Below are 25,380 nucleotides of genomic sequence, written 5' to 3'. Positions count from 1 at the left end.
GACGACGCGCAGCCATAGACCACCGGAGCGACGCTTGCGCCCCGGTAGCCTTGCTTGCGATAGGGGAAGATCAGCCGAGCTTGCCGATCATCCCCTTGACGAACCAGTTCATGCCGCGAATGTCGGCATCGGCCAACACGGTGCCGGCCGCGACCTTGACGTTGCCATCCTGATCCTTCAGCTCGCCGGCATAAGGGTGAACCTTGCCCGAGCCGATGTCGGCCTCGAGCTGCTTGAGCTTGGCAATGACGTCTGCCGGGATCGCCTCGTTGTAGGGCGCCATCTTGACCACGCCGCCGGCCAGGCCGTCCCAGCGCGCCTCGGGCTTCCAGGTGCCGGCAGCCACAGCCTTGGCGGCGCCGACATAGTCGCTCGACCAGTCGAGCGTGAAGGCGGTGAGCTGCTTGCCCGAGCCGAACTTGGCCATGTCGCTGGCGTAGCCGATCGACCATGCGCCGCCTTCACCCGCAACCTGCACGCCGGTGGCGGTATCTGTCATCGAGCAGATGACGTCGCAGCCCTGCGAGATCAGCGTGTTGGCGGCTTCCTTTTCCTTGCCCGGATCGAACCAGGAGTTGAGGAAGATGGCATTGCAGGTGGCTTCGGGATTGACGCTCTGCGCACCAAGCAGAAGCGCATTCGCCGGGCCAACGATGTCGGGGATCGGGAAGCCGCCGATGAAGCCGATCTTGCCGGCCTTGCTCATATGTGCGCCGGCGGCACCGGCAACGAAGGTGCCTTCGTAATATTTGGCCTCGAAGGTGCCGAGATTGGCGAGGTGCACGATGCCGGAGCAATGCTCGAAGGCGATCTTGGGGAAACGTGGTGCCACCTTCTGCATCGGGGTCCCGTGCGAGAAGCTGGTGCCGAATATCAGCTGGTTGCCGGAAGCAGCGAGTTCGCGGAAGACGCGTTCGGCATCCTGCGGCATGAAGATATTGTCGATGACGGTGATGGCGACCTTGTCGCCGAATTCACTCTTGATCGCGTCGACGCCGAGGCTGTGCTGCTTTGTCCAGCCGATGTCGGCGATTGGTGAAACGTAGACGACGCCTATCTTGAGCGGCTCCTGGGCGCTGGCAAGGCCGGCCCATCCACTGGTGCCGAGTGCCGCGCCCGCCGCACCTGAATATTGCAGGAACTGTCGTCTGGTCAGATTGAACATGCTGGTAACCCTCTGTTGGTTTGATAGCCGCCCGGCTTTTCGTCGGGTCTATTTAGAGGCGTGGACGTGGGTGTGCGCCCCCGTTTTGTCGTTATCTCCCGCCTTTTTTCGTGGCGCCGGTTTAGGAGCTGCGCCGGTCTTGCCGTCGAGATAAGGTTCGAGCGCTTCGCGCGGCGAAAGCTCGGGAAATACCTGCCGGTCCATGATGTAGCCGCGCACGACAGACCGGTGATGCGTATCGATCAGTTCCATCGCCTGCTTGAGCCGACCCTTTTCGAGCAGGTCGATCACGCGCGCATGGTCGTCGAGCAGATTGCAATAGTCGAAGTCGGCAGTGATCAGCGAGCGCAGCAGCGTCGTGCGGCGCACCAGCTGGGCATGGATCTCCTGCATTACCTTGTTGCGGCTGAGGCGGACGAAAGCTGTATGGAATTCCTGGCCGAGCACGTCGGCAAGCGCGTCGTTGCCCGCTGTCACCGCCTGGCGCTGGCGCTCGACATGCTGGCGCAGTTCGGCCCAACCGGCGGGCCCGAGGCGGTCGCTGAGCTGGGCGGCCACGCCCTGCTCGACCAGCGTCAGTGCGTCGTAGATTTCCAGCGCTTCTTGCGTGCTGGGCCGGGCGACGAAGGCGCCGCGGTTGCGCTCGATCTGGGCGAGCCCATCATCGGCGAGACGGATCAGCGCCTGGCGCACGACGATGCGGCTGACGTCGAAAATCTCGGCCAGTTCGCGTTCGCCGAGCTTGCAGCCGGGCACCAGCCGGTGATCGATGATCGCCCGGGTCAATATGTCGGCAATGGCCTGCGAGCGACTGCTCATGGCAATTTCCTCCCCCGCCAGCGCCTTTGGCTTGCTCAGCGTTCACATCAGGCGTTGGCAGCACCGAATGTGCCGCATATCCCGAGTTGCGAATGCCATATCGGTAGTCAATCGAATCAAGCTGTCAATCAAGAATCGGTCTTTGACATGCAATTTTCCATTGATTGATATCCAATCCTGTGGTTCCAATAATGGCATAACAGAGCTAGGTTCACGGGGAAGTGCTAGCCAGGGAGGGTGCGATGAGCATAACTGCCCTTTGTAGCGACAGAGTCCTTCTCAACGATTGGCACGTGATTGCCGACCTGACGAATCTGGCGGCGGACGAACCGTTCCAGACACGGCTTCTTGGCGTCGATCTCACTGTCCATTGCCGCGCCGACAACGAAGTGGTGCGCAACGACACTGGTGCTGTCGTCAACTCGACCAGGCGCTATGGCTTTCTGTGGGCATGCCTCGGCAAACCCGAACGTGAGATGGTCTTTGTGCCGGAGGCTGAAGAAGCCGACCGCTATCTCGTCACCGGCGGGTCGATCGCGGTCAAGGTTTCGGGCTTGCGTGCCGTCGAGAACTTCCTCGACATGGGGCACTTTCCTTTCGTCCATACCGGTTGGCTCGGCGATGAGCCGCACACGGAAGTGGTGCCCTACAAGGTCGATATCACCGACGCAGACGAAGTGCTGGCGACAGAGTGCAAGTTCTACCAGCCGGTGGCTTCGCCGACGGCCAAGGAAGGTTTCGTCGTCGACTATATCTACAAGGTGATCCGCCCCTATACGGTCGCGCTCTACAAGAGCAATCCGGTTGATAAGGAGCGGCTCGACGTCATCACCTTGTTCGTCCAGCCGGTCGACGAGGAAAATTGCGTCGCCCATCCCTTCCTCTGCTACCTCCGGGAAGGCATAGAAGAAGCGTCGATCCGCAGCTTCATGCAGCTGATCTTCGCCCAGGACAAGCCGATCCTGGAGAACCAGCTGCCCAAGCGGCTGCCGCTCGATCCGCGCGCCGAAACGCCGATCCGCGCCGACGCGGTATCGGTCTATTACCGGCGCTGGCTGCGCGACCGCGCGGTTTCATACGGCGCGATCCCGGCGCGGCTCTGACGCTTGGCAGCCGCGCCAGTCACGAAGGAAGAACGAGAATATGACCCAGACGAGATGCACGGATCAGGTGATCCTCGACCTTTGGCACCCGCTTGCCGCACTCGTCGAGGTACCGGTGGGTGTGGTGGTCGACACCGTCCTGCTTGAAGAACGTCTCAGCCTGGCAGCTGACAGCGACGGCAACGCCGCTGCGTGGCGCTCGCGTCCGGAATTGGCAGCAGATGGCCCAGTCGACATCGCAAAGCTCGGCGGCACGCTGCCGGTCAAGATCGCCTATGGCTACATCTGGACCTCGCTGGGCAACCCGCCGGCAGACATTTTCCCGATCCCCGAATATGCCGAACCCGATCGCCGCAAGCTCAACGCGGCAACGCTTGGAGTCAACGTGTCGGCGCCGCGCGCCATCGAAAACTTCCTCGACATGGGGCATTTTCCCTATGTCCACACCGACATTCTCGGGGCCGAGCCGCATACGGAAGTGAAGGAATACGACGTCGAGATCTCCGTCGATCGTGACGAGATTCTGGCGACCCGCTGCCGCTTTTACCAGCCGATGGCCTCGACCGCCTCGGATGGTGGGGCCGATGTCGACTACATCTATCGCGTGCCGCACCCCTATTGTTCGGTGCTCTACAAGTCGAGCCCGCTCGACGAAAACCGGCTCGACGTGATCGCAATGTTTCTGCAGCCGATCGATCAGGAGCACGTCCGCGCGCACATGATGCTGTGCGTGCTGGACGAGGACAATGAAGACAAGGTGATCAAGCGCTTCCAGCAGACCATCTTCGGCCAGGACAAGCCGATCCTGGAGAACCAGTTTCCCAAGCGCCTGCCGCTCGACCCACGCGCCGAGACACCGATCCGTGCCGATAAGTCGGCCATCGCCTACCGCCGTTGGCTGAGTCAGAAGGGCGTGACCTACGGGGTCATCCCGGCCGCCACCTGAGCACCGAGACAAGACAAGAATTCGCGAGGAACATATGCTCGACCTAGCCAAAACCAGATGGCATCCCATTGCCGCGGCGCATGACCTGCCGTTTCGTCATGTCTTCCACGGCCAATTGCTCGGTCGCGAATTCGCCGTGTGGCGTGCGGACGACGGCTACGTCAACATCTGGGAGAACCGCTGCCTGCATCGCGGCGTACGGCTCTCGATCGGCATCAATGATGGCCGCGAGCTCAAGTGCCAGTATCATGGCTGGCGCTATTCGAACCGCACCGCCGGCTGCACCTATATCCCGGCGCACCCGGCCGATGCGCCGGCGCGCACCATCACCAATCGCACCTTTGCCGCCGTCGAACGCTACGGCCTGGTCTGGTCGGCTGAAGAGGCGCAAGGCGAGGTGCCAGAGGTGGCAGGGCTCGCCGAAGGCAGGCTTTTGGCGCTGCGCGGCATTCCGGTCAACGCGCCGGCCGATGTGGTCGCAGCCAAGCTGAAGGGCTACCGTTTCCAGCCGAGTGCTGCACTTGGCGGCTCGACGGCCAAGGTCGCGGTCGAGGCTTCGAACGTGTTTTCGGTGGCGCTACGGGCCAGCGAGGGTGATGCCAGCACGCTTGCCGTGTTCTTCGTCCAACCGGTCGATTCGAACCGCTCGGTGATCCGCGGCGTGCTCGACAGTCAGCTTGAAGGTGCTCAGCGTCTTGCAGTGCTGCGCCATCACAACGAACTTCTTTCAGGGCTGCGTGTGGCAGTAGAGACCGACGCGGCGCGGCAGCCTGCGCCGGCGCCGCTGGAGCCGATCATCGAGCGTGTCTCGCCTGAACTGGCCGAGATGCCCGAAGAGACCAAGCACGGCCGCAAGGCAACGATCCGAGTCGAGGTGACGAGAAAGTGGCGGGCGGCCGACGGCATAGCCGCCTTCGAGCTCCGGCCGATCAAGGGGCTCCTGCCGACCTTTCAGCCCGGCGCCCATATCGACGTGCATCTGCCCAACGGCCTGATCCGGCAATATTCGATCACCAACGGCCCTGGCGAGAGCGACAGTTATGTCATCGGCGTCAAGCTCGAGCGCGACTCCAAGGGCGGTTCGACCTGCCTGCACGAGACGGTGCGCGAAGGCGACGTGCTGGCGATCTCTGAACCGCGCAACAACTTCCCGCTGCGCCGCGACGCCATCCAGACGCTGTTCATTGCAGGCGGCATCGGCATCACGCCGCTTCTCGCCATGGCACAGGCGCTCAACAACCAGAGCCTTGGCCACGAGCTGCACTACTTTGCCCAGAACGAAGCGCAGCTCGCCTTCCCCGAAAAGACCAGCACGCTCGGCGCATCGCTCAAGCCGCATCTTGGTCTTTCGCCCGAGCAGACGGGTGCCAAGCTGCGCGAGATCCTGACCGGCTACCGCCCGGACAAGCATGTCTATCTCTGCGGTCCCGGCCCGATGTTGGAGGCGGCACGCCATATCGCTGCCGAGATGGGGTGGCCCGAGACGGCGGTGCATTTCGAATACTTCAAGAACACCAATGTCATCGACGACAGCTCAAGCTTCGAAGTCGCACTTGCTCGCTCCTGCATGACGCTGACCGTGCCTGCCGGCAAGACGATCCTGGAAGTGATGCGCGACGCCGGCATCGACATGCCGTCGTCCTGCGAGCAGGGCGCTTGCGGCACCTGCCTTGCCACCGTCATCGAAGGCGAGCCCGATCATCAGGACGTCTATCTCAACGATGCCGAGCGCAAGTCCGGCACCAAGATCATGACCTGCGTGTCGCGTGCCAAGTCGGCGCGGCTTGTCCTCGATCTCTAGGAGTTCCCCGATGATTTCGCTCTATGACTACGAACTGTCGGGCAACTGCTACAAGCTGCGCCTGCTGATGGGCATGCTCGGCGTCGACTACAAGACGGTGCCGATCGACTTCTATCCCGGCCGCGAGCACAAGTCGGAATGGTTCCTCAAGATCAATCCGCTCGGTCAGTTGCCGGTTATCGATGACGAGGGCCTCATCCTGCGCGACGCCCAGGCGATCCTTGTCTACCTCGCCTCGAAATATGACGCTGCGGGCACATGGTACGCGCGCGACAATCCGGCGCTTCTCGGCGAGATCAGCCAGTGGCTGGCCTTTGCCGACGGCATCACCTCGACATCGTCTGCCGCGCGCCTGCATGACGCGCTGTTTTACGACTTCGATATTGACGCGGCACGGGCCGGCGCGCATCGGCTGTTCCGCATCCTCGATGAGCATTTGTGGTTCGGCGAACAGGAGGGGCGCGACTGGATCTGCTCGGCAAAACAGCCGACGATCGCCGACATTGCCTGCTTCCCCTACATCATGCTGTCGGAAGAAGGCGGTATATCAAGACAGGACTATCCGGCGATCCGACGCTGGTGTGATCGTGTCAAACGCATCAAGGGTTTTACCGTCATGTCGGGGATATTCCCGGCAGGGCCTGCCAAGGCGGCTTGAATAGCCGCCGACACCTTTCGTTTGGTCCTAGGTTGCGAGTGCCATGCCCGACCGCTATGCCCGGGGCGAGATTGTTTGACGAGAAGGCAGAGCTGATGAAGACCATTTCCACGTCCAAGTCGCATGGCGGTGTCCAGGGCGTTTATTCGCATGCTTCCGAGGCCTGCGCCTGCGACATGACCTTTGCCGTCTTCGTGCCGCCACAGGCCAAGGATGGCCCGGTGCCGGTGCTGTGGTATCTCTCGGGTCTGACCTGCACCCATGCCAATGTCATGGACAAGGGCGAGTACCGCCGCCTCGCGGCTGAACTCGGCCTGATGATCGTCTGCCCCGACACAAGCCCGCGCGGCGAAGGCGTGGCGGACGAAAAGGACAATTGGCAATTCGGCTCGGGCGCCGGCTTTTATGTCGACGCCACGCAGGAGCCCTTCGCCAAGAACTACCGCATGTATTCCTATGTCACCGAGGAGCTGCCGGCATTGATCGCGGCGAACTTCCCCGCCGACATGTCGCGCCAGGCGATCTTTGGCCATTCGATGGGCGGCCATGGTGCGCTGACCATCGCCCTGAAGAACCCAGAGCGCTTCAAGAGCTGCTCGGCCTTCGCACCCATCGCCCAGCCCTCGACCGCTGGCTGGTCGAAGCCGGCGCTGGAGAAGTATCTTGGCTCGGACGAAGCTGCGTGGCGCGCATATGACACGACACTGCTGATTGAAGATGGCAAGCGTTTCCCGGAATTCCTGGTCGACCAGGGTTCGGCCGACAGCTTCCTGCAGGAAGGCCTGCGGCCATGGCTGCTCGATGAAGCTTGCAAGAAGGCCGGCATCGGGCTCACCCTGCGCATGCAGGACGGTTACGACCACTCCTACAACTTCATCTCGACCTTCATGGACCATCATCTGAGGTGGCACGCTGCACGGCTTGGCTGAGCACCGAAAGTTGCTCTCACGGCTTTGACGCAAGCAGCTTGGCGAAGACATGGCGCTTCGCCTTGCTGACGCTGATCTCCAGCGTTTCATATTGTGCCAGATGTGCCGCTATCGCGCTTGCGAGCATGCAGCCGGTGCCGCGCATAGCGACCGCGATGCGCGACGCGTCAAAGCGGACGGGTTCGCGGTCCGGCTGGAGCAGCAGGTCCGTCGCAGTCGCTCCCGTTGCGTGGCCGCCCTTGACGAGAATGGCGGGTACGCCCGCGTCGAACAGTTTTTCGGCCTGCCTGACGACGTCGCTTTCACCCGTGGCTAGGGAAAGGCCGCTGAGCAGCGCCAGTTCGGGCAGGTTGGGTGTAACCAGCGTGCAAAGCGGAAACAGTTTGCGCTTGAGCGTGTCGATAGCGTCTTCGTCGAGCAACTGACGGCCCGAGGTCGAGGCCAGCACAGGGTCGAGCACGACGGGCACCGGCAGGCTGCTCGCCAGTACCGAGGCGACGGTATCTATCGTTGCCGCCGTTCCCAGCATGCCGATCTTGACCGCCGCGACGGGGTTCGCAGCGAAGGCTGAGCGCATCTGGTCGGCCACGAGGTCGGGCGGCATCTGTTCGACCCGTTCGACGCGCTGATGCGTCTGGACCGTCACTGCCGTTATGGCGACACAGCTACCCAGGCCAAAGGCCGATACGGTCTCGACATCGCGGACGATACCCGCACCACCGCTCGAATCCGAGCCGGCAACGATGAGCACATGCGGGATCATCGCCATGCGGCCGTCGCGGCCAGCCATTCGCGCGTCCGCGCTTCGGGATCGGCATTGAGCGTTATGTCTGTGACGACTGCAGCGCTGTCGGCGCCCTGCGCGAAGACACCTGGGATGCGCTCGATGTTGAGGCCGCCGATGGCGACCAGCGGCACGTCGCCAACGCGGCGCTTCCACTCGGCAATGCGGTCGAGGCCCTGCGGGTCCCATTTCATGGCCTTGAGGATGGTCGGATAGATCGGCCCGAGCGCGACATAGTCGGGTTTGGCGGCGAGCGCTGTTTCGAGCTCGGCGGGATCGTGCGTGCTGAGGCCGAGCTTCAGTCCGGCCTTGCGGATCGCCTTGAGGTCGGCGTCGGCAAGGTCCTCCTGGCCGAGATGGACGAAATCACAAGCTTCCTCGATGGCCGTTTCCCAGTAGTCGTTGACGATCAACCGGCAGCCATGGCGCTCGCAGACAGCTTTCGAGGCGCGGATTTCGCGGCGCAGTTCGGGCGCGCCCATATCCTTGATGCGCAACTGAACGAGCTTGACGCCTGATGGCACCAGCCGCTCGATCCAGGCGGCGGAGTCGACGATGAGATAGAACGGGTCGAGCTTCATGAGAATGCTGCCATGCCGATGACGGGGGTGGAAGGAACGGCCATGTCGCGCGGTTCGAGCGGGCCTGCGAGATATGCCTCACGGCCAGCTTCGACCGCCTTGCCAAAGGCTGCGGCCATGGCGACGGGATCGCCTGACTTGGCGACGGCGGTGTTGAGCAGCACGGCGTCGTAGCCCAGCTCCATGACGGCTGCCGCATGTGACGGTCGGCCGATGCCGGCGTCCACGATCAGCGGCACGTTGGGAAAGTGTCCGCGCAGGCTGCGCAGCGCATCAGGGTTTTGCGGGCCACGCGCGGAGCCGATCGGCGCGCACCATGGCATCAAAAGCTTGCAGCCGGTGTCGAGTAGGCGTTCGGCGACGACCAGGTCGTCTGTCGTGTAGGGGAAGATTTCGAAGCCATCCGACGCCAGAATCTTCGCTGCTTCAACGAGGCCGAACACGTCTGGCTGCAGCGTGTCGTGGTTGCCGATGACCTCGAGCTTGATCCAGTTGGTGGCGAACACTTCGCGCGCCATTCTGGCCGTCGTCACCGCTTCCTTGACCGAATGACAGCCGGCGGTGTTGGGCAGCACGCGAACGCCGAGCGACTGGATCAGCGACCAGAATTTCTGGCCCGTCCGTCCGCCCGAAGTCTCGCGACGCAGCGAAACGGTCACAATGTCGGTTCGTGAGCCTTTCACTGCATCGGCCATGACAGCGGGCGAGGGGTAGAGTGCCGTGCCGAGCAAGAGGCGCGACGAGACTTCGGTGTCGTAGAGCTTCAGCATGATCACCCACCCTTCATCGGAGAGAGAATTTCGATGCGGTCGCCTTCGGAGAGTTCGCAGCCGTTGCGCTCTTGTGCGGGTACGACCTCGCCGTTGAGCGCGGTGGCAAGCCAGCCGCCCTCGTAGTCGAGTTCGGCCAACAGCGCGGCGAGGGTTGCAGCGGCCACCTCGTGGTTTTCGCCGTTAATGATGAGCTTCATCGACAAGCTCCTTGCTGTCTTGGTGACCGAGCATGAGGTCGGCCGCTTGCATGGCCATGGCAGGCGCGAGCAGGAAGCCATGGCGATAGAGGCCGTTGATGCAGAGCCTGTTGCCGTCATGCTCAATGCGCGGAAGATTGTCCGGATATGCCGGACGAACACCGACACCCGCCTCGACGATCTCGGCTTCGCCGAAGGCCGGGTGCAGCGCATAGGCGGCGTTGAGCAGTTCCATCATCGAACGTGCGGTGATCGGGCCGCTGGCATCGCTTTCGATCATTGTTGCGCCGACCATGAAATGATTGTTGGCGCGCGGCACGATGTAGACCGGGATGCGGGGATGCAGCAGCCGCACCGGCCGGGACACCGAGACCTCCAATGTGCGCAGCAACAGCATTTCGCCGCGCACGCCGCGAAGGTCTGGGCGCTTCGCCGTCATGCCGGTACAATCGACCTCGAGGTCCACGGTGCCAGGCGTCTGCGTCGCACCGTAGCCGAACGCGAAATGCGCGCCCATCTCGATCAGCTTTTCCTTGAGGCCGAGCAATGCCTGGCGCGGATCGAGATGCGCCTCCTCGGCAAAAAGCAGCCCGCGCGAAAACCGACCTGCCAAGTCTGGTTCGAGCGCAGCGATGGCATCGCCGTCGACCAAGACATGGCCAGAGGTTCGACTGCTGAAACGGTCGAGCTCGGCGGTGTCACGCGCCGGCGCCAGCACCAGCGTACCGTTGCGCACGACATGGCCAGGCAGGGCGGCGTCCCACCAATCCGCCGCCTGCCTGCCCAAGGTCAGTACCGTTGCTTCAGCACTCTCGCGCTCGCACCATGGGGCCAGCATGCCGCCGGCTTGCCATGAGGCATTGCCGGCGATCTGACGTCGCTGCTCGACGACCGTGACGCTTGCACCGCGCGATACCAGCTCATGGGCGAGCGTCAGACCGGTGACGCCCGCGCCCCTGACCAGGACCCTCATGACTGGCCAGCTGCCTCCGTTCCTTCGACCGCCATATAGAGGTCGCCGCCATCGCGGAATTTCTCCGCCATCGCCGCCATGCCGGCCGCGCGCGCCTCGTTGCGGATGTCGTGCGAAATCCGCATCGAGCAGAATTTCGGCCCGCACATCGAGCAGAAATGCGCGACCTTGTGCGCTTCCTTGGGCAAGGTCGCGTCATGGAAGGATCGGGCGGTGTCGGGGTCGAGCGACAGGTTGAACTGGTCCTCCCAGCGGAACTCGAAGCGTGCCCGCGACAGCGCGTCGTCCCTGACCTTGGAGGCGGGATGACCCTTGGCGAGATCGGCGGCATGGGCCGCGATCTTGTAGGTGATGACGCCCACCTTGACGTCGTCGCGGTCGGGCAGGCCGAGATGCTCCTTAGGCGTGACGTAGCAAAGCATCGCCGTGCCGAACCAGCCGATCATTGCGGCACCAATGCCCGAGGTGATGTGGTCGTAGCCGGGCGCAATGTCGGTGGTCAAAGGCCCGAGTGTGTAGAAGGGCGCCTCGCCGCAGACCTCCAGCTGCTTGTCCATGTTTTCCTTGATCTTGTGCATCGGCACATGGCCGGGACCCTCGATCATCACCTGGCAGTCCTTGGCCCAGGCGATCTGGGTCAGCTCGCCCAGTGTCTCCAGTTCGGCGAACTGGGCTGCGTCGTTGGCGTCGGCGATCGAGCCGGGGCGCAGGCCGTCGCCGAGTGAGAAGGCGACGTCATAGGTGCGGCAGATGTCGCAGATTTCCTCGAAATGTTCGTAGAGGAAGCTCTCCTTGTGGTGATGCAGGCACCACTTTGCCATGATCGAGCCGCCGCGCGAGACGATGCCGGTGACCCGGTCGACGGTCAGATGGATGTAGGGCAGGCGAACGCCGGCATGGATGGTGAAATAGTCCACACCTTGCTCGGCTTGCTCGATCAGCGTGTCGCGGTAGATCTCCCAGGTCAGGTCCTCGGCAACGCCGCTCACCTTTTCCAGCGCCTGGTAGAGCGGCACGGTACCGATCGGCACCGGCGAATTGCGGATGATCCAGTCACGGATGTTATGGATGTTGCGGCCCGTCGACAGGTCCATCACCGTGTCGGCGCCCCAGCGGATCGACCACACCATCTTTTCGACCTCTTCGGCCATCGACGAGGTCACGGCCGAGTTGCCGATATTGGCGTTGATCTTGACCAGGAAGTTGCGGCCGATGATCATCGGCTCGCTCTCGGGATGGTTGATGTTGGAGGGGATGATCGCCCTGCCACGCGCAACCTCGTCGCGGACGAATTCGGGCGTGACGAAGTCTGGGATGGCGGCACCGAAGCTCTCGCCGTCGCGCTTCATCTTCTCGCGCAGCTGCTGGCGGCCGAGATTCTCGCGGATGGCGACGAACTCCATCTCCGGGGTGATGACGCCGGCACGGGCATAACCGAGCTGGGTGACGGCGCGACCGCCGGTGGCGCGCAGCGGCTTGTTGCGGACGGGGAATTCCGGCGTCAGCCTTTCGCCCGAGACAAAGCCGTTGTCTTCGGCTTTCACGGTGCGGCCGTCGTAACGTTCGACGTCACCGCGGGCGAAGACCCACTCTTCACGCAGCCTGACAAGGCCACCTTCAATGTCGGTCTTCACGTTTGCGTCGGTGTAGGGACCGGACGAATCATAGACGGTGACCGGCGGCTCCATGGCGCTTGGATGCACCGAGATTTCGCGCATCGGCACGCGAATGCCGGGATGGATGAGACCCGGTTTATGGACTTTTTTCGAGGCTGGCAGCGCGCCTGTTGTGACGGTCGGGGTCAGGGCATTCATGGTGAGCCTCCTTGCTCTGATGCAATGGAGACCCAGTTCGTGCGATGAGGAGGAGGTGAGACCTTGCTTAAGGGACTTCGAGCGTTTGCTCGAATGCCGATGCCGGAAGAAGCCGACCCGCGAAGCCTCGCACCGTCCCTACGCCAGTGTGAACTGGATCAGGTTCAACGGGTCACTGCGCTGCGCGAGCTAGCAGTATCTCAGCCCCTTGTCGGGACCCCCCTGGTGAGCCTTAAGGATGAGCGCGGAACGGGCCTTCTGTCAACCGGGCTTTCGATATTGTCGCGACAATGCCAAACTCGCCCCGGACGGCCATTGCGGTTTTCAAAGCGATCGGATAATAGGTCAGCGTTACTGACATAAATTGTCTGCCGCGCAGGGAGGACCAGTTGGCCTGCGCGCGAGACAGGAGGAACATCCGTGACGGACAATCCCTCGCCACTCAAGTTCCACGTGCCCGAGCCCGAGGTTCGGCCGGGCGGGACGCCCGACTTTTCCAATGTGCCCATTCCCAAGGCCGGATCGGTCATGCGGCCGGAGGTCGACGTCGACCCGCGCAACATCCGTGATCTCGCTTATTCGATCATCCGCGTGCTCAACCGCGAGGGCGACGCGGTGGGCCCCTGGGCCGGCACGCTGACCGACGAGGAACAGCTTGAAGGCCTTCGCCACATGGTGACGCTGCGCACTTTCGATGCGCGCATGCAGATGGCGCAGCGCCAGGGCAAGACCTCGTTTTACATGCAGCATATGGGCGAGGAGGCGGTGAGCTGCGCTTTCCGCAAGGCGCTCAATCCCGGCGACATGAATTTCCCGACCTACCGCCAGGCCGGCCTGCTGATCGCGGGCGGCTATCCGATGGTCGAAATGATGAACCAGATCTATTCCAACGAGCGTGACCCGCTGAAGGGCCGTCAGCTGCCGGTGATGTACGCCTCAAAGGAGCACGGCTTCTTTTCGATCTCAGGCAATTTGACGACGCAGTACATCCAGGCTGTCGGCTGGGCGATGGCGTCGGCGATCAAGGGGGACACCAAGATCGCCGTTGGCTGGGTCGGCGACGGTGCGACCGCGGAAAGCGATTTCCACGCAGCGCTTGTCTTCGCCTCGACCTACAAGGCACCCGTCGTCCTGAACATCGTCAATAACCAGTGGGCGATCTCGACCTTCCAGGGCATCGCCCGCGGCGGCTCAGGCACCTTCGCCGCGCGCGGTCTCGGCTTCGGCATTCCGGCTTTGCGTGTCGACGGCAACGACTATCTCGCCGTCCATGCGGTCGCCAAATGGGCGACCGAGCGCGCGCGCCGCAATCTCGGCCCGACGCTGGTCGAATACGTCACCTACCGCGTCGGCGCGCATTCGACCTCCGACGATCCCTCTGCCTATCGACCCAAGACCGAGTCCGACGCCTGGCCGCTGGGCGATCCGGTGATCAGGCTCAAGAACCACCTGATCAAGCGTGGGCTGTGGTCGGACGAGCGCCACAAGCAGGCCGAGGCCGAAATACTCGAAACCGTCATCGCCGCGCAGAAGGAAGCCGAAAGCCACGGCACCCTGCATGCCGGCGGCAAGCCGTCGACACGCGACATGTTCGAGGGTGTCTATGCCGAGATGCCGCCGCATCTCAGGCGCCAGCGCCAGAAGGCGGGGGTATAGCGATGCCGCGCATGACCATGATCGAAGCCATCCGCAGCGCCATGGACGTCGCCATGGGGCGTGATGACGATGTCGTCGTCTTCGGCGAGGACGTCGGCTATTTCGGCGGCGTATTCCGCTGCACGCAAGGCCTCCAGCAGAAGTACGGCCGTTCGCGTTGTTTCGACGCCCCGATCAGCGAACTCGGCATCGTTGGTGCCGCCATCGGCATGGCGGCCTACGGGCTCAAGCCATGTGTCGAGGTGCAGTTCGCCGACTACGTCTATCCAGCATATGACCAGATCGTTTCGGAAGCGGCACGATTGCGTTACCGATCCAATGGCGAATTCACTTGTCCGATCGTCGTGCGCATGCCGACAGGCGGTGGCATCTTTGGCGGCCAGACCCACAGCCAGAGCCCGGAGGCGTTGTTTACCCACGTTTCCGGCCTCAAGGTGGTGGTGCCGTCCAACCCGCTCGACGCCAAAGGCCTGCTGATTGCTTCGATCGAGGACCCAGATCCGGTGATCTTTCTGGAGCCGAAACGATTGTACAACGGCCCCTTCGACGGCCATCACGACCGCCCGGTCACAGCATGGTCGAAGCACGAGCTCGGCGAGGTGCCCGAGGGGCATTACACCACACCGCTCGGCAAAGCGGAGATCCGCCGGCCGGGGTCGGCGGTGACCGTTCTCGCTTATGGCACCATGGTCTATGTCGCCCAGGCGGCAGCCGAGGAGACCGGCATCGACGCCGAGGTGATCGATCTGCGCACGCTGTTGCCGCTCGATCTCGACACCATCGTCGCCTCGGTCAAGAAGACCCGCCGCTGCGTCATCGTCCACGAGGCGACACTGACTTCGGGCTTTGGCGCCGAGCTTGCGGCACTTGTGCAGGAGCACTGCTTCTACCACCTCGAAGCGCCTGTCGCCCGCGTCGCCGGTTGGGACACGCCCTATCCGCATGCGCAAGAATGGGACTATTTCCCCGGCCCGAAGCGGGTCGGCGAAGCCCTGATCGAAACGATGGAGGCCTGAGCATGGGCGAACATGTCATCAAGCTTCCCGACGTAGGCGAAGGCGTGGCCGAGGCCGAACTGGTCGAGTGGCACGTCAAGGTCGGCGACCTCGTCCGCGAGGACGCCGTGCTTGCCGCTGTCATGACCGACAAGGCGACGGTCGAGATACCGTCCCCGGTCGATGGCGAGATCAGCTGGCTCGGTGCCGAAATCGGCGACACTGTCGCTGTCGGCTCGCCGATCGTGCGGATCAAGGTGGCTGGTGATGCGCCAGTTGAGACGGCGCCTGCCGAAGAACCCGCTCCGGCCAAGAGCGAGGGCAAAGACGCTGCGGCAACTGTCGCCGCGGAAACAACTTCTGAGCCGGCTAAGAAAATCGAATCAGCACCCGCTGTGAAGGCTCCCGCGCCGGCCGCTGCACTCAAGACGGCGCCGCACGCGACCGTTGGCTTGCCGCGACCGGAAGGCGAACGCCCCATTGCTTCGCCCGCTGTCCGCCTACGCGCCAAGGAAGCCGGCATCGATCTGCGTCAGGTCCCAGGCACTGGCCCCGCTGGCCGCGTCACGCATGAAGACCTCGACGCTTTTGCCTCGCGCGGGGCACAGCCGGCAGCAACTAGCCTGCAGGCCAAGACCGGGGTCGAGGAGATCAAGATCGTCGGCCTGCGCCGCCGCATCGCCGAGAAAATGTCGCTGGCCAAGTCGCGCATTCCCCACATCACCTATGTCGAAGAAATCGACGTCACGGCACTGGAGGAACTGCGCGCCAAGCTCAACGCTTCGAAAAAGCCGGACAGGCCGAAGCTGACGCTGCTGCCATTCCTGATGCGGGCGCTGGTCAAGGCGGTTGCCGAGCAGCCGCAGCTCAATGCGCTATTCGACGACGATGCCGGTATCGTCATGCGCCATGCCGGCGTTCATATCGGCATGGCCGCGCAGACGCCGGGCGGGCTCGTTGTTCCCGTGATCAAGCATGCCGAGGCGCGCGACCTGTGGGACTGCGCCGCCGAGGTCAATCGCCTCGCAGATGCCGCCAAGGCAGGCACGGCGACGCGAGAGGAACTGACCGGATCGACCATCACCATCACCTCGCTGGGCGCGATGGGCGGCGTGGCCACCACGCCCGTTATCAACTACCCAGAGGTGGCGATCGTCGGCGTCAACAAGATCATGGTGCGGCCGATGTGGGACGGCACCCAGTTCGTGCCCCGCAAGATGATGAACATCTCCTCCAGCTTCGACCATCGCGTCATCGACGGATGGGACGCGGCGGTCTTCGTCCAGCGCATCAAGGCGCTGCTCGAAGCGCCGGCAATGATCTTCATGGAAGGCTGAGGCGATGAAGGAAATTTCCTGCAAGCTTCTCATCATCGGCGCCGGTCCCGGCGGCTATATCTGCGCCATTCGCGCCGGACAGCTCGGCATCGACACGGTGATCGTCGAAGCGGCCAAGCCCGGAGGCACCTGCCTCAATGTCGGCTGCATCCCCTCCAAGGCGATGATCCATGCAGCGGATGAGTATCTCAAGGTCTCCGAGATGGCTGGAGGCACCAGTCCGTTCGGCATCAGCGTATCGGCGCCGGTGCTCGACCTTGCCAAGACCGTCGCCTGGAAGGATCGTATCGTTGGCCGCCTGACCAGTGGCGTGGCTGGGTTGCTCAAGAAGGCCAAGGTCAAGTCGGTGCAGGGCTGGGCGCGCTTTCGCGACGGCAAGACCGTCGAAGTCGACACCGAGACCGGCTTGCAGGTGATCCGCGCTGAAATCATCGTGATTGCCACGGGTTCCGCGCCGGTCGAACTGCCGTTTCTGCCCTTCGGTGGGCAGGTGATTTCGTCAACCGAAGCTCTGGCGCTCAAGCAGGTGCCGGCTGCGCTTGCCGTTGTTGGCGGCGGCTATATCGGGCTCGAGCTTGGCACCACTTTCGCCAAGCTTGGCTCGCACGTCACAGTGGTCGAAGCCTTGCCGCGTATCCTGCCGCAATATGACGCCGAACTGACGCGGCCTGTGGCCAAGCGTCTGGAAGCTCTCGGCGTCAAGGTGATGACGGGTGCAAAGGCCAAGGGAATGAGCGCCAAGGGCGATGGGCTTCTGGTCGAGGCCGCCGATGGCAGCGAGCAGAAGATCGCGGCCGACAAGGTGCTTGTCACCGTGGGCCGCAAGCCGCTTGTCGAAGGCTGGGGGCTGGAAGCGATCGACCTCGATCGCGACGGCCGTTTCATCCGCATCGACGAACAGTGTCGCACCTCGATGCGCGGCATCTACGCTATCGGCGACGTCACCGGCGAGCCAATGCTGGCGCACCGCGCCATGGCGCAGGGCGAAATGGTCGCCGAGATCGTCGCTGGCCACAAAAGAAGCTGGGACAAGCGCTCGATCCCCGCTGTCTGCTTCACCGATCCGGAGATAGTCACGGCAGGGCTTTCGCCCGACGAAGCCAAGAATCTCGGCATCGAGATCAAGTCGGCGCAGTTCCCGTTCTCGGCCAATGGCCGGGCGATGACACTGGCGAGCGAGGACGGCTTCGTCCGCATCGTTGCGCGTGCTGACAACCATCTGGTGCTCGGCATCCAGGCGGTCGGCGCTGGCGTTTCGGAGCTGTCGGCGGCCTTCAGCCTGGCCATCGAGATGGGCGCACGGCTGGAGGATATTGCCGGCACCATCCATGCCCATCCGACCCAGAGCGAGGCTTTCCTCGAGGCCGCGTTGCGCACGCTGGGCCACGCGCTGCATATCTAATCTGTGACGCGGCCCTGCGCCGCGTCACCTCGTACCTTGCCGTGGCGTGCCGCTTACGCTAACAAGCCCACGCACTGGACGACCAGTGCCTTGAACGCTCGGGGACGGCCCCATCCAAAAGATGGCGCCAATAATTGCTACCTCGACCGAATCTCATCTCAAAAATCGCGAAAAAGTTGCGGAACCGCTTTTGGCGGGCCGTAGGCACGCTTGGTCAATTTTGGCTTCCGGATATGGCTCCGGTGCGCGCGCTTTCGCATCACCAATCGAACCGACCGGAGAGGCACTGTGGCCGGACCAATAGAACAATTTGAAATCAAGCCGATTTTCACCCTCTTCGAGTTTGCGGGGCAGGAATTCGCTTTCACCAACTCTGCCGCTTACATGGTGGGGGCCGTGGTGTTCGGCGGGTTGTTCCTCATGCTTTCGACGAGCGGCCGAGCGCTGGTGCCCTCCCGCCTGCAGTCGATCACCGAACTGATCTACGAGTTCGTGTCAAAGACGCTGCGCGACAATGCGGGCGAGAGCGGCATGAAGTTCTTTCCGCTCGTCTTTTCGCTGTTTGTCTTCATCCTGATCGCCAATCTCGCGGGCTTGTTCCCTTACGCGTTCACGGTCACCAGCCACATCATTGTGACCTTCGCTTTCGCTATGCTGGTATTCGGTACGGTCACGATCTACGGCATCTGGAAGAACGGCCTCGGCTTCTTCCGCCTGTTCATGCCCTCCGGTGTGCCGCTGCTCTTGTCGCCGATCATCGTGCCTATCGAGATCGTCTCCTACATCTCGCGCCCGATCAGCCATTCGGTGCGTCTGTTCGCCGTCATGCTCGCCGGCCACATCACGCTCAAGGTCTTCGCCGGCTTCGTGGTCAGTCTCGGCAGCATGGGAACCCTCGGCATCTTCGCAGCCATCCTGCCGCTGACGATGACGGTCGCGCTCACCGGGCTCGAACTTCTGATGGCGGTGATCCAGGCCTATATCTTCACCATGCTGACCTGCATGTATCTGAACGACGCGCTGCATCCCGGCCATTGATCAGGGCGCAAGTCACTTGAAAACAAAAACCCCGGCGCAAAGCCGGGGTTGATGGAATGAGGGCTATATCAGCCGGTCTCAGTCGCGCGGCGGCCAGATCTTGTCGCTCATGCCCATCTTGGGTTCGCCCAGCAGCGGCGTCTTCAGTGCATAGACGCCGTTGATGGCAAACAGCCAGATGATGTTGCGGTCATATTCGGTGAACACCGCAAAAGTCGCATTGTCGTAGGTGTATTCCGGCATCTCCTTGTCTGTCGGGAAACGCGGAACGAAATAGCCGGCGATCTTGGGATCGGCGGGGTCCTTCACGTCGAAGAGTTGCAGACCAGCATTGTAGAAGGCATATGGCACGAGCCCGTCGCGGCCATGGCCTGGCTGGTGCGTCGTGCCCGAGCGCTTCGGCCCGAAACTGCCCTTGCGCTGGCAGAAATCGGTGAACTTCGCGTCCTTGGGCGGTGTCGGGCGCGGCAGGGTTGCCACGATTTCCGGCTTGGCCGGATCCTTGGCGTCGATCACCAGCACATCCTTGTAGGGCTCGTAGCAGTTCGAGTTCATCGGATAGCCGTTGGCGAAGACATAACCGGTGCGCGCGTACTGGGAGGTGTCGACATTGTCGAATTCGGTGCCGGCAAAGCTAGGCGCGATGCCGACATGCCCCTGCATCTCAGGCTTGTCGGGGTTGGAGAGGTCGAAAGTGTAGAGCCCGAGACCGCCCATCGCGCCGAAGGCGATCTTGCCGCCCTTCTCAACCGGTGTCGGCAGGAATGGCGGCATGCGCGAACCCATCCACGAGGTGCGGTTTCCGGCGCGCGGGTTCATCAGATAGGCGTTCTCGCTCGCCTTGTTGCCGACCACCTGGCCCGGCACCTTGACCTGGCTGACGAAGACCGGGTTGGCCGGGTCCGACATGTCCCACACCTGATAGCCGGGCGAGTGCAGATAGTCTGGATATTCGGTCAGCGCGTAGGAATCATCTGGTGCGGCCGACAGGTACATGTATTTGCCGCCGAACCATGCCGGCGCATCGAGCGAGCCCGACCCCTGTTGCTGGCCGATTGGCGCGTTTGGATTCTTGGTGTCGGTGGTGCGCGTGGCGATCAGCTTCCAGTCGCTGGGCAGCGGCCCGTTCATCTCATAGACCTTGAAGCCCTTGAGCGAATTGTATTTGCGCAGCGATTCCACGATATCGGGCTGGGTCCGCTTGTTGTCCAAAATGCCGAAGCGGCCAATCTCGTAGGAGGCGACGACGACGTTCTTCTGGAGCTTCTCGCTCCAGGCGATGGTGATGCCGCCGAAATAGTCCTGGACGGTCTTTGCGTCCCAATCCTCGCTGGAGCCTTCCGGCCCCCACACCCCGCCCTTGGAATAGACGACAGTGGCCTTGGCCGGGTCGGTGATGTCGAGCACGCGCATGTAGTCCCGATCGTGCACGTACATGTAGCGCTTGCCGTTAAAGTCGGCGACATCGGGCCAGGCGTGCCAGGGCGAGCTGACATGCGGATAGAACGCGATCTCTTCGACATTCTGGCTGTAGGTCTTGTCGTCCCAGTTATCCAGTTGGCCGGGGAAATTGGGCGCTTCGCCCAAGGGCGTGGCGCGGGGTGCCACGAACGTGCCGGTGGCCGCGTCCATGCCATAATCCTTGCCAGGCACGGGCGCCGGCGGCGCCTTGTCGTAGGTCAGGTCATGCCACTGCTTGAGATAGGGGTCGGTGATGTTGATCTCGGTCGGCACCTTGGATTCCCAGTCTTCGGCGGCAGCCACGCTGACCGTCAGCGCCAGGAATGAGCAGCTGATTGCAATCATCTTAGGTGTCATGAGGTCTTCCCCTCCCGATTGACTCTATTTGGCTGCCGGCCCGCGTTCCTCGCATCGGGCCGATGGCAGCTTGGTCAGTTGAGGGAAGTTCGGTCAGTCAGAGAAGTGAATTCTTCGCATCCTGATATGATGACCTGGCATAGCAGGTGGCGTTGGCATGGCACCGCCCGTCATGCATCCGATGCCGCAACCAGATGGCCGCCGCCGACATCCTCGAGCACAAGCTTCCTTGGCTCGTCGCTGAGTTTGCGAACCGGGCTTGGGATTTCCCTGTCCATGCGTGCGAAACGGGCACGGCGCTGCACCGGGTCGGGAACCGGCACGGCCTCGATCAGCCGCTTGGTATAGGGATGGCGCGGATTGGCAAAAATCTGGTCGCGCGTGCCCATCTCGACGATCTGGCCGAGATACATCACCGCGACTCGGTCGGAGATGTTTTCCACTACCGCCATGTCATGCGAGATGAACAAATAGGCGACGCCGAATTCGCGCTGCAGTTCCTTCAGCAATTCCAGCACGTGCGCCTGCACCGACACGTCGAGCGCCGAGACGCTCTCGTCGGCGATGATCAGCTTCGGCCGCAGCGCCAAGGCGCGGGCGATGCAGATGCGCTGGCGCTGGCCGCCGGAAAATTCGTGCGGATAGCGTTCCATCTGATCAGCCGACAGGCCGACACGCTCGAACAGGGCGGCGACACGCTCGGTGCGCTCCTTTGGCAGGCCGATGTCGTGGATCAGAAGCGGCTCGGCCACCAGATCGCCGACGCGCATGCGCGGATCGAGCGAGGCGTAAGGGTCCTGGAAGATCATCTGGACGTCGCGGCGCACCGCCTTGCGCTCATGTCGGCCAAGGCCGGACAGATTGCGCCCGCCGATCGATAGCTCGCCGCTGTAGGGCACCAGGCCGGCAAGGGCCTTGGCCGTTGTTGACTTGCCGCAGCCGGATTCGCCGACCAGCGACAGCGTTTCGTTGGGCGCGATGGAAAAGCTTACGCCTTCGACGGCGTGGACGCGGCGGTTGACCCGGCCGAAGAAGCCGCCATGTAGGTCGAAGCGTACATGCAGATCGCGCGCCACGGCGACCGCCGCCGGCTTTGTTTGCTCGGTCTTGTCGCGTGAGCCGTGGCGCGCGGCGCCAGTGCCCATGCGTGGCACGGCGGCGAGAAGGTCGCGCGTATAGTCGACTTGGGGACGCTTGAAGATGTCGGCGACCGCGCTCTGCTCAACCATGCGCCCGTTGCGCATGATGATGACGCGGTCCGCCATTTCGGCAACGACGCCCATGTCATGGGTGATCAGAATGACGCTGGTGCCGTGCTGGCGCTGCAGGTCGCGCAAAAGTTCGAGCACCTCGCCCTGCACCGTGACGTCGAGTGCGGTGGTCGGTTCGTCGGCGATCAGCACGTCTGGCTTCAGCGCCAGTGCCATGGCGATCATGACGCGTTGGCGCATGCCGCCGGAAAGCTCGTGCGGATATTGCTTGAGGCGGCTCTCCGCTTCGGGAATGCGCACGGCCGTCAGTGCTTCGATGGCAAGCTTGCGCGACTGAGCGCGCGAAACACCGGTATGGGCCTCCATCGCTTCTACCAGCTGCCGGCCGATCGAAAGCACCGGGTTGAGCGAGGTCATCGGCTCTTGGAAGATCATGGCGATGCGGTTGCCGCGGATGCGGCGCATATGCCCCTCATCGAGGGTCGCGAGATCGGTGTCGCCGAGCCGGATCGAACCGGCAGAAATCCGCGCCGCCGGCTGCGGCAGCAGCGCCATGATGGCCAGCGAGGTCATCGACTTGCCGGAGCCGGATTCGCCGGCGATGCAAAGGGTTTCGCCGCGCGCCAGCGAGAATGTGAGGTCGGAGACGACCGGCCGCTCGCCGTCTTCGCCGCGCACGGAAACAGTCAGCCCAGTGACGTCGAGCACCGGCTTGTCTGACATCGGGGCAGGGGCCCCGACGTCGCGTTTTGCGTCTGCCGCAACGCTCATTCGAACACGCAGCGCGGGAAGTAGAACGACACCACCCAGTTTGGCATGTCGACGATCTCGCTGATGCGGAGATCGCCGCACACCGACACCAGCATGTAGGCGTCGACCGGATCCAGCTTGTAGCGGGCGGAGAGCAGGTCGACCATCTGAGCTACGGCTTCCTTGGCGCCCGTCATCAGGTCGGGCCCGATGCCGGTGGTCACCTCGTAACCCTTGGCGTCGAGGTGGCGTGTCACGGGGCCTGGCGTGGTGAAGCGCGGCATTTTCAGCCGCGCGTCCTTGACCAGGTCGAGCGTCAGAACGACGTTCATCGGGCTTTCGATTGCCGTGCCGCAGACCTCGCCGTCGCCTTGGGCGGCATGGGTGTCGCCGACCGAGAACAGCGCGCCTGCGACTTCCACAGGCAGGTAGAGCACGGTGCCGGCCGCCAGATCGCGGATGTCGAGATTACCGCCGACACGCCGTGGCGGCACCACACTGTGGTGCCCCATTTCCGCCGGCGCATTGCCGATGGTGCCGGCGAACGGCTTGAGCGGCACGCGGCCGTTCTTGCCGAATAGGGCCGGCTCGAGCGACGTTGCGTCGTACTTCCAGATGTTCAGCGCCGGCTCCTTGAAGTCGTCGGCGAGCAGGCCGAAGCCGGGAATGTTCGCCGTCCAGCCGAAGCCGGACGGTTTGAACGCATCGATCGTCACCTTGAGCGCATCGCCCGGCTCGGCGCCTTCGACATAGATCGGACCCGTCACCGGGTTGATCTGGCCGAAGTCGAGCTTGGCGATGTCGCCGACGGTGCTGTCAGCCTTGAGCTGACCACCCGACGAATCCAGACATTCGAATTCGATCGTCGAGCCGGGCGCCACCCGCTCGGCTGGGGCAAACGAGTTGTCCCAGCCGAAGTGATGGTGGCGTCCGTGGATGGTGTAGTTGCAGTTATTGCACATCGTTTACATACACATAGTCATAGTTGATCGGGATATGGACCGGGTCGACATAGAGCTTGTCGTCGCCGCCCATGCGTGGCGACTTCATGGTGAAGCGCTGCTCGTTGAACACCGGCGCCCAAGGCGCGTCCGCCATGACCTTGGCGTAGATGTCGCTCCACATCTTGTTACGCTCTTCGGTCTTGGCCGGATCGACGATCGAGTCGGCGGCAGCCGCCTTTTCGTCGAGGTCCTTGTTGCAGTACCACGACCAGTTCCAGCCGCCCTGTACCGCGCCACCGCAGCCAAGGATCGGACCGTAGAAGTTGGACGGATCGGGGAAGTCGGCGATCCAGGCCATGCCGCCAGACCAGATCATCGGAGCGCCGTCCTTTTCGCCGCCGGCGGCAATCACGTTTGCCTGGGCGAGCGACTGGATCGAGGCCTTGATGCCGATCGCCGACAGATCCTGCTGGATCGCCTGGGCGATGCGCGGGTTGGGATCGGTGTTCATGACGAACAATTCGGTCTCGAAGCCGTCGGGATGGCCGGCTTCGCCGAGCAGCGCCTTGGCCTTCTCGATGTCAAAGGCGTAGCCCTTGAAGTCCTTGTCGTAGCCCGGCATCGACGGCGGCAGCGGCTGGTTGGCCGGCACGGCGCGGTTGTTGATCAGCTTGACGATGCGATCCTTGTTGATCGCCATGTTGACCGCCTGACGAACCTTGACGTTGTCGAACGGCGCGATCTGCGTGTTCATGGTGACATAGCCGGTCTGCAACTGGCCGCCTTCGACGACGCGGGCCTTCTGCTCGGGATCGGCCATCACCTCCTGGAACTTCGCCGGCGGAATGCCGTCGCCGGGAACGTCGACCTCGCCGTTTTGCAGGCGCAGCAGGGCCACGATCGGCTCCTGGCCGATCTCGAAGGTGATCTTGTCGATATAGGGCAGGCCCTTGTGCCAGTAGTCGGCATTGCGCTCGAAGACGAGGCGCTGGCCGAGCGTCCATTCGGCCATCTTGTAGGCGCCGGTACCGACGGGGTGCTTGCCGAAGTCGGCGCCGTATTTCTCGACCTCTTCCTTCGGCACGACGTGGGAGAAGTTGATCGCCATGACATGCAGGAAGGTGGCGTCGGGCCGCGACAGCTCGATCTTGACGGTCGAGGGGTCGACCACGGTTACGCCCGAAAGGCTTTCCGACTTGCCGCCAGCGACATCTTCATAGCCGTTGATCGAAGCGAAGAAGCCGGCGCCCGGGCTCTGGGTCTTCGGGTTGGTGACGCGGTCGAGCGAGTACTTCACGTCCTCGGCCGTCATCTCGCGGCCGTTGTGGAATTTCACGCCCTTGCGCAGCTTGAAGGTGAAGGTCTTGCCGTCGGGCGAGATCTCGTAGCTCTCGGCGAGCTCGGGACGGAGCTTGGTCGTGCCCGGCTCATAGTCCATCAGCCCGTCGAACAGGCTCTTGATCATCGACCAGTTCTGCCAGTCATAGCCGATTGCCGGATCGAGCGTCGCGACATCGTCCTTGTAGGTGATGGTGATGGCGCCGCCTTGCTTGGCCTTGGGGTCGAGCGTTTCCTGCGCTGTGGCCGAAGCCATGCCGAGCGCCAGCACGAGCGCTGACGCGGCGACTGTCGTAGTGAGCCAATGTTTCATGCGTGGTTCCCTTCTCCTTTTGGTTGCAGTCTTTT

General features: G+C 63.0%; 22 protein-coding genes and 1 riboswitch. Of the genes, 10 read left to right on the top strand and 12 right to left on the bottom strand.

The features are described 5' to 3' along the window. Positions 1-70: 70 nt before the first annotated feature. Complete coding sequence (locus AC1DLV_RS09935) at positions 71-1,165, bottom strand: BMP family ABC transporter substrate-binding protein (RefSeq protein ID WP_476836158.1); 1,095 nt, start codon at positions 1,163-1,165, stop codon at positions 71-73. Positions 1,166-1,213: 48 nt separating this feature from the next. After that, positions 1,214-1,984 carry a GntR family transcriptional regulator gene (locus AC1DLV_RS09930; RefSeq protein WP_476799370.1) on the bottom strand — a complete coding sequence of 257 codons (771 nt, stop codon included), beginning with the start codon at positions 1,982-1,984 and terminating at the stop codon, positions 1,214-1,216. 242 nt (positions 1,985-2,226) lie between these two features. Between AC1DLV_RS09930 and AC1DLV_RS09925 the strand changes: the two genes are divergently transcribed. The 5 genes from AC1DLV_RS09925 (at position 2,227) to fghA (ending at position 7,421) form a co-directional block, all read left to right on the top strand. Then, positions 2,227-3,087 (top strand): aromatic ring-hydroxylating dioxygenase subunit alpha, encoded by an 861-nt coding sequence (locus tag AC1DLV_RS09925; protein WP_476799369.1) that lies wholly within the window; start codon positions 2,227-2,229, stop codon positions 3,085-3,087. A 40-nt stretch (positions 3,088-3,127) separates the two neighbouring features. Next, positions 3,128-4,033: an aromatic ring-hydroxylating dioxygenase subunit alpha gene (locus AC1DLV_RS09920; protein ID WP_476799368.1), complete on the top strand. Its 906-nt coding sequence runs from the start codon at positions 3,128-3,130 to the stop codon at positions 4,031-4,033. 34 nt (positions 4,034-4,067) lie between these two features. Further along, the gene (locus AC1DLV_RS09915; RefSeq protein WP_476799367.1) at positions 4,068-5,834 is read left to right on the top strand and encodes a Rieske 2Fe-2S domain-containing protein; all 1,767 of its coding nucleotides are present in this window, start codon (positions 4,068-4,070) and stop codon (positions 5,832-5,834) included. A 10-nt stretch (positions 5,835-5,844) separates the two neighbouring features. Continuing rightward, the gene (locus AC1DLV_RS09910; RefSeq protein ID WP_476799366.1) at positions 5,845-6,492 is read left to right on the top strand and encodes a glutathione S-transferase family protein; all 648 of its coding nucleotides are present in this window, start codon (positions 5,845-5,847) and stop codon (positions 6,490-6,492) included. 95 nt (positions 6,493-6,587) lie between these two features. Then, positions 6,588-7,421, top strand: a complete 834-nt coding sequence (gene fghA / locus AC1DLV_RS09905) for an S-formylglutathione hydrolase (RefSeq protein ID WP_476799365.1) — start codon at positions 6,588-6,590, stop codon at positions 7,419-7,421. Between the two features lie 16 nt (positions 7,422-7,437). Here fghA and thiD read toward each other — a convergent pair whose 3' ends face one another. The 6 genes from thiD to thiC are packed head-to-tail and all read right to left on the bottom strand — an operon-like array spanning position 7,438 to position 12,543. After that, the gene (gene thiD, locus AC1DLV_RS09900; RefSeq protein WP_476799364.1) at positions 7,438-8,211 is read right to left on the bottom strand and encodes a bifunctional hydroxymethylpyrimidine kinase/phosphomethylpyrimidine kinase; all 774 of its coding nucleotides are present in this window, start codon (positions 8,209-8,211) and stop codon (positions 7,438-7,440) included. Next, positions 8,181-8,786, bottom strand: a complete 606-nt coding sequence (locus tag AC1DLV_RS09895) for a thiamine phosphate synthase (RefSeq protein WP_476799363.1) — start codon at positions 8,784-8,786, stop codon at positions 8,181-8,183. Before AC1DLV_RS09895 ends, thiD begins: the two co-directional genes overlap by 31 nt. Further along, entirely contained in the window at positions 8,783-9,556 is a 774-nt protein-coding gene (locus tag AC1DLV_RS09890) for a thiazole synthase (protein WP_476799362.1), read from the bottom strand. The genes AC1DLV_RS09895 and AC1DLV_RS09890 overlap by 4 nt, the downstream gene beginning before the upstream one ends. 2 nt (positions 9,557-9,558) lie before the next feature. Beyond that, complete coding sequence (gene thiS / locus AC1DLV_RS09885) at positions 9,559-9,756, bottom strand: sulfur carrier protein ThiS (protein WP_476799361.1); 198 nt, start codon at positions 9,754-9,756, stop codon at positions 9,559-9,561. Beyond that, complete coding sequence (gene thiO / locus AC1DLV_RS09880; RefSeq protein WP_476799360.1) at positions 9,740-10,729, bottom strand: glycine oxidase ThiO; 990 nt, start codon at positions 10,727-10,729, stop codon at positions 9,740-9,742. The genes thiS and thiO overlap by 17 nt, the downstream gene beginning before the upstream one ends. After that, positions 10,726-12,543: a phosphomethylpyrimidine synthase ThiC gene (gene thiC, locus AC1DLV_RS09875; protein WP_476836157.1), complete on the bottom strand. Its 1,818-nt coding sequence runs from the start codon at positions 12,541-12,543 to the stop codon at positions 10,726-10,728. The genes thiO and thiC overlap by 4 nt, the downstream gene beginning before the upstream one ends. Before the next feature lie 117 nt (positions 12,544-12,660). Then, a riboswitch (TPP riboswitch) is annotated at positions 12,661-12,777 on the bottom strand. Between the two features lie 186 nt (positions 12,778-12,963). On the opposite strand from thiC, the gene AC1DLV_RS09870 reads away from it, so the two are divergent. The 5 genes from AC1DLV_RS09870 (at position 12,964) to AC1DLV_RS09850 (ending at position 18,971) form a co-directional block, all read left to right on the top strand. Further along, positions 12,964-14,199, top strand: coding sequence for a thiamine pyrophosphate-dependent enzyme (locus tag AC1DLV_RS09870; protein WP_476799358.1), 1,236 nt, complete (start codon positions 12,964-12,966; stop codon positions 14,197-14,199). A gap of 2 nt (positions 14,200-14,201) precedes the next feature. Beyond that, on the top strand, positions 14,202-15,215 hold the full coding sequence (locus tag AC1DLV_RS09865) for an alpha-ketoacid dehydrogenase subunit beta (RefSeq protein WP_476799357.1): 1,014 nt from the start codon (positions 14,202-14,204) through the stop codon (positions 15,213-15,215). A gap of 2 nt (positions 15,216-15,217) precedes the next feature. Next, positions 15,218-16,531, top strand: coding sequence for a dihydrolipoamide acetyltransferase family protein (locus AC1DLV_RS09860; RefSeq protein ID WP_476799356.1), 1,314 nt, complete (start codon positions 15,218-15,220; stop codon positions 16,529-16,531). Positions 16,532-16,535: 4 nt separating this feature from the next. After that, complete coding sequence (gene lpdA, locus AC1DLV_RS09855; protein WP_476799355.1) at positions 16,536-17,933, top strand: dihydrolipoyl dehydrogenase; 1,398 nt, start codon at positions 16,536-16,538, stop codon at positions 17,931-17,933. A 288-nt stretch (positions 17,934-18,221) separates the two neighbouring features. After that, entirely contained in the window at positions 18,222-18,971 is a 750-nt protein-coding gene (locus AC1DLV_RS09850) for a F0F1 ATP synthase subunit A (protein ID WP_476782007.1), read from the top strand. Positions 18,972-19,049: 78 nt separating this feature from the next. Here the strand turns inward: AC1DLV_RS09850 and AC1DLV_RS09845 are convergent, their stop codons facing one another. The 4 genes from AC1DLV_RS09845 to AC1DLV_RS09830 form a co-directional block, all read right to left on the bottom strand. Next, complete coding sequence (locus AC1DLV_RS09845; RefSeq protein ID WP_476799354.1) at positions 19,050-20,789, bottom strand: LVIVD repeat-containing protein; 1,740 nt, start codon at positions 20,787-20,789, stop codon at positions 19,050-19,052. A gap of 170 nt (positions 20,790-20,959) precedes the next feature. After that, the gene (locus AC1DLV_RS09840; protein ID WP_476799353.1) at positions 20,960-22,723 is read right to left on the bottom strand and encodes an ABC transporter ATP-binding protein; all 1,764 of its coding nucleotides are present in this window, start codon (positions 22,721-22,723) and stop codon (positions 20,960-20,962) included. Between the two features lie 44 nt (positions 22,724-22,767). Next, entirely contained in the window at positions 22,768-23,712 is a 945-nt protein-coding gene (locus AC1DLV_RS09835) for an acetamidase/formamidase family protein (RefSeq protein WP_476799352.1), read from the bottom strand. Next, entirely contained in the window at positions 23,702-25,345 is a 1,644-nt protein-coding gene (locus AC1DLV_RS09830; protein WP_476799351.1) for an ABC transporter substrate-binding protein, read from the bottom strand. Before AC1DLV_RS09830 ends, AC1DLV_RS09835 begins: the two co-directional genes overlap by 11 nt. Between the last annotated feature and the right edge of the window lie 35 nt (positions 25,346-25,380).

It is taken from the genome of Aminobacter sp. 01T433, assembly GCF_056398585.1.
This window is presented reverse-complemented; position numbering and strand designations above follow the sequence as displayed.

Coding starts and splice junctions, on each gene's coding strand:
- thiC (WP_476836157.1), bottom strand. CDS start 12,543: ATGAATGCCCTGACCCCGACCGTCACAACAGGCGCGCTGCCAGCCTCG.
- AC1DLV_RS09920 (WP_476799368.1), top strand. CDS start 3,128: ATGACCCAGACGAGATGCACGGATCAGGTGATCCTCGACCTTTGGCAC.
- AC1DLV_RS09865 (WP_476799357.1), top strand. CDS start 14,202: ATGCCGCGCATGACCATGATCGAAGCCATCCGCAGCGCCATGGACGTC.
- AC1DLV_RS09910 (WP_476799366.1), top strand. CDS start 5,845: ATGATTTCGCTCTATGACTACGAACTGTCGGGCAACTGCTACAAGCTG.
- AC1DLV_RS09835 (WP_476799352.1), bottom strand. CDS start 23,712: ATGTGCAATAACTGCAACTACACCATCCACGGACGCCACCATCACTTC.
- fghA (WP_476799365.1), top strand. CDS start 6,588: ATGAAGACCATTTCCACGTCCAAGTCGCATGGCGGTGTCCAGGGCGTT.
- thiO (WP_476799360.1), bottom strand. CDS start 10,729: ATGAGGGTCCTGGTCAGGGGCGCGGGCGTCACCGGTCTGACGCTCGCC.
- AC1DLV_RS09935 (WP_476836158.1), bottom strand. CDS start 1,165: ATGTTCAATCTGACCAGACGACAGTTCCTGCAATATTCAGGTGCGGCG.
- AC1DLV_RS09860 (WP_476799356.1), top strand. CDS start 15,218: ATGGGCGAACATGTCATCAAGCTTCCCGACGTAGGCGAAGGCGTGGCC.
- AC1DLV_RS09830 (WP_476799351.1), bottom strand. CDS start 25,345: ATGAAACATTGGCTCACTACGACAGTCGCCGCGTCAGCGCTCGTGCTG.
- AC1DLV_RS09925 (WP_476799369.1), top strand. CDS start 2,227: ATGAGCATAACTGCCCTTTGTAGCGACAGAGTCCTTCTCAACGATTGG.
- AC1DLV_RS09915 (WP_476799367.1), top strand. CDS start 4,068: ATGCTCGACCTAGCCAAAACCAGATGGCATCCCATTGCCGCGGCGCAT.
- thiS (WP_476799361.1), bottom strand. CDS start 9,756: ATGAAGCTCATCATTAACGGCGAAAACCACGAGGTGGCCGCTGCAACC.
- AC1DLV_RS09930 (WP_476799370.1), bottom strand. CDS start 1,984: ATGAGCAGTCGCTCGCAGGCCATTGCCGACATATTGACCCGGGCGATC.
- AC1DLV_RS09840 (WP_476799353.1), bottom strand. CDS start 22,723: ATGTCAGACAAGCCGGTGCTCGACGTCACTGGGCTGACTGTTTCCGTG.
- AC1DLV_RS09890 (WP_476799362.1), bottom strand. CDS start 9,556: ATGCTGAAGCTCTACGACACCGAAGTCTCGTCGCGCCTCTTGCTCGGC.
- thiD (WP_476799364.1), bottom strand. CDS start 8,211: ATGGCTGGCCGCGACGGCCGCATGGCGATGATCCCGCATGTGCTCATC.
- AC1DLV_RS09895 (WP_476799363.1), bottom strand. CDS start 8,786: ATGAAGCTCGACCCGTTCTATCTCATCGTCGACTCCGCCGCCTGGATC.
- AC1DLV_RS09845 (WP_476799354.1), bottom strand. CDS start 20,789: ATGACACCTAAGATGATTGCAATCAGCTGCTCATTCCTGGCGCTGACG.
- lpdA (WP_476799355.1), top strand. CDS start 16,536: ATGAAGGAAATTTCCTGCAAGCTTCTCATCATCGGCGCCGGTCCCGGC.